The organism is Nostoc sp., from assembly GCF_041747015.1.
In the GTDB taxonomy this organism is placed as follows: Bacteria; Cyanobacteriota; Cyanobacteriia; order Cyanobacteriales; family Nostocaceae; genus Nostoc.
Window position 1 is genome coordinate 1 of sequence record NZ_JBGTFY010000318.1, and the last position, 3250, is coordinate 3250.

At 42.2% G+C, this 3250-nt stretch carries 4 protein-coding genes; all 4 read right to left on the bottom strand.

Annotated features, from left to right (window positions below; all coding sequences use genetic code 11):
- Window positions 1-102 precede the first annotated feature (102 nt).
- Window positions 103-1149: a DNA cytosine methyltransferase gene (locus ACEW80_RS25295; RefSeq protein ID WP_373529236.1), complete on the bottom strand. Its 1047-nt coding sequence runs from the start codon at window positions 1147-1149 to the stop codon at window positions 103-105.
- Window positions 1146-1538, bottom strand: coding sequence for an ASCH domain-containing protein (locus ACEW80_RS25300; protein ID WP_373529237.1), 393 nt, complete (start codon window positions 1536-1538; stop codon window positions 1146-1148). Before ACEW80_RS25300 ends, ACEW80_RS25295 begins: the two co-directional genes overlap by 4 nt.
- A gap of 263 nt (window positions 1539-1801) precedes the next feature.
- On the bottom strand, window positions 1802-2608 hold the full coding sequence (locus ACEW80_RS25305; RefSeq protein ID WP_373529238.1) for an Rpn family recombination-promoting nuclease/putative transposase: 807 nt from the start codon (window positions 2606-2608) through the stop codon (window positions 1802-1804).
- Window positions 2609-2885: 277 nt separating this feature from the next.
- On the bottom strand, window positions 2886-3250 hold a 365-nt coding region (locus ACEW80_RS25310; protein ID WP_373529239.1), incomplete at its 5' end, for a DnaB-like helicase C-terminal domain-containing protein.

The following is a 3250-nucleotide window of genomic DNA, read 5'->3' on the forward strand; positions in this document are numbered from 1 at the left end:
TGGCAAGGCTTACACTTGCATCTGACCGAGAGTTCAGCCTTTAGTGACAGTAATCTGCTGTCGGGCTGGTTTAGTTATGTACGGACTGATTACCGTGATTCACTAAACAACGAATCGCACGGGGATGAGATGCGCGATCGCCTCGTACCAACCACAAAGTGTAGTTCCCGAAGGTAAGGCAACGTGAAAACCCTTGCTTGCAATCAGGACTAACCGCCGACGCGCCTGGGGTAGCCCAAAATCAGCCATGTTGGCCACGCTGTAATTGACCGAGTACCCCTCTTGCTCCAAAGCATCCAGGATGATACTGAAACTCTGACTGTTCTGATAGCGTGGAACATTTTCGAGAGTGAACACCCGTGGCTGCAACTGTCGGATGGCTTCGGCAATAGCGATCGCAGCCGTCATATCATCGGTAGTTTCGCCGCCCTTACCCGCTTTGGCAGTGTGGGCTTGGCTGAAGTTGGCGCACACTGGGGAGGCATGGAGGTAATCGGGTCTTCGTGGAAAACCTATGAATCCTGACTGTGCTACTTCTTGCACTGTTAATTGGACGACTCTACAGCCATACTCGCTAAAGTTGTGGTGATGAGTTTTGGCGATCGCCTTGCTCAAGTCTGGTTTGCTTGGGTCAAACTCTACTGCAATGACTGGGCGAATACCAGCTTGAATCATCCCAGCTTCAATCCCGCCGCCACCAGCGAAAAGTACTACGGCGATCGGGGCATCATCTGGAAAAACTGGTTTTATTTTTGTGTTATCAAAATTTTTGCAGACATCTAATTTTGGTGATGGCTTTTTGGTTTTCGCTCTCTTGATAAAAGCGATAATATCTTCCTTAGTTGCCCCCTGCTGTTGCATTAGACGAATCATTGGGACAGCACCAGGGGGAATTGAGCCGATACTTCGTCCTTTCCATACTCCATCACCTCGTTCTTCCCAGTTAAAACCCCATCGCCACTGAGTCGGGTTGTCTGGGTCACGTTGGCCTATAACTCGTGGGTAAAAGGCTATGGTTCCATCAAGTAACTTTTTCTTTTCAAGGTACGGATAGAGGCATCCTTGGCTATGAAGTTGTGAGGCTTTAAGGTCGTCCTCTAAGAATTTTTCGGGTATTGCAGATAACTCAACTATTACTGATTTAGTCATGCAGCCACCTCCATGACCAAATCATTGGGTACTTCAAAAATCCCCAGTTGCCCAATGTAGGGAATCGGTGTGATCTCGCGTGGATTCTCCAGCTTCCAGTGGTACTGCCCAGGCATTCCCCAGCCAGATGCAACTTGTGAAAACTTGCAATCTACTATTGTGACAATCCCAATAACTTGACCGCGACGTAGAGAGATTAACTCTGGAATTACTACCCCCATCCCTTGGCAAAATTCTCTCGCTAGCTGGTACTCTTTTTTGGTACAAGTTTTTGCAGCGTGAATCAGAATGTCGCCGCGATAATTGATAGGCCAGCCACGGTTTTCAATATCCTTGAGAGCATAAATTATTGCCCATGTCCAAGGTTGACGAACAGATAGCGCTTTCATGTACCACCCTCTAAAAATTCAGCAATTGAACATAAGCATCCAACGCTGCAAGTGCTGGATGTGGATGTATTTGCGACTTCATCTGGGAGATTTCTGTTCTAATCCGTATAGCACAATTTTAATCTTGAGCAATTATTTATTACTTCAGGTGTTGTATCCTTAATAAAAGGATGGACATATTTTTATATCTTATGCTTCTATGAATAGATATCAGAATTAGGGAAGTGGATATTTGAACCCAATTCCCTCTCCTTGTTTTTGCTTTATCTTAATTGGTCTAGCCAAGCTACTAAATCATCAACTGATGAAAAATCTAGTAGAGCTTCTCCAAGGGCTTCTAGATTTTCAGTTGATAAACGTTGAATTCGCTCTAAAATTGATGAATCTATTTCTGAAAAACGCCTATTTAATAAACGTGAAGTATATTTAAAAGCTTCCTTCTGAACAATGTCTTGGTAAATAACAGATTCCTGCATAATATCCTCCCGTAAAAATTGACGAATTAAATCTTTTTCAAACCTTAACCCTGCAAATATTTCTGTACATCCAGCAATGTTCTGCCTTTCGTCCCTATCTGGAATTTTAGCGATGTTTTGAGCTACTTGGGATAATAAAGTTGCTGGGGAATCAGTTCGAGTTAAAGGCGCAAGAGGCAATAGCGCTGGATTATTCAGAAATAAAGCTGAATCTTGTTCCCATAACCGTATAACTCGATAACGGTGATTTGTGAACTCATCTGTGTATTCTTCAGTAAATACAATAGGGTCGCTACTTTGTTGTAAGAAGATCACGACTTGGGTTACTGGTGTGTTATATTGCCGTTTCAATCTCACGTAATAGTCTAATACCCGCAAAGGAATTGGCGGATTAGATTTGGGGAGAGTTTGAAACTCAATGTGCAAAATCCGGCTACTTGTTTGCAAAAATGTGACATAATCTGCGCGGATTGGATCTATTGAAAGTTCAGTTTTAAGTACTGTAACTTCTGTAGTTTTATCTGGTAGCAACCACTTGGCAAACTCGGCTGGATACAATTCAGCTAAATACTTGGCAGTATTATCGTAACTCAATTTCTTTCATCCTTATTTCAATGAAGATTTAGTTCTTAGCAAGCTCAATGATTTTTTTTACTTTGTCAATGGTCAGAAAATTCATCTTCATCATAATAATCTTCTCCTCCTTCTTTTGGATTTAGACTAAAGCAACAGTACTTTTTTAATTTTCATATCTTTTGGCTGATTCCATCGCTGGAGTGCTGCTTGCATGAACAATTACAATGCTCAGGTTAACTCCTGTTGTATTTAATATTGAGACTTAGCCAAATTCTTAAACTGTCAAAATCGTTTATCAAACAATCTTATTAACAGTCGTCTCACTACTAAACCGACTTTTCAAAACTGAAACTTCAAAAATGCCTTTTTGGGTGGTCTGTTTATCGTAGTAATCTTCCCGGTACAAACCCAACATCACAGCAGCTTCTTGTTCAAATCCTCCAGATTCCCGAAAATCAGCTTTGGTTGGACGCTTTTCGGAGCGAGAATCAACTTCTCTTTTTAACTGTGCCAATCCCAAGACAGCACAATTGAATTGTTTAGCGATCGCCCTGAGTTGTTTCAAAATGGAGTCGATTTCTTGTACGCGGTTTTCCCCACCCCGCTTTTCTCTTGGTTCAATCAACTGCACATAGTCCACAATCACCAAGTCGAAACTGA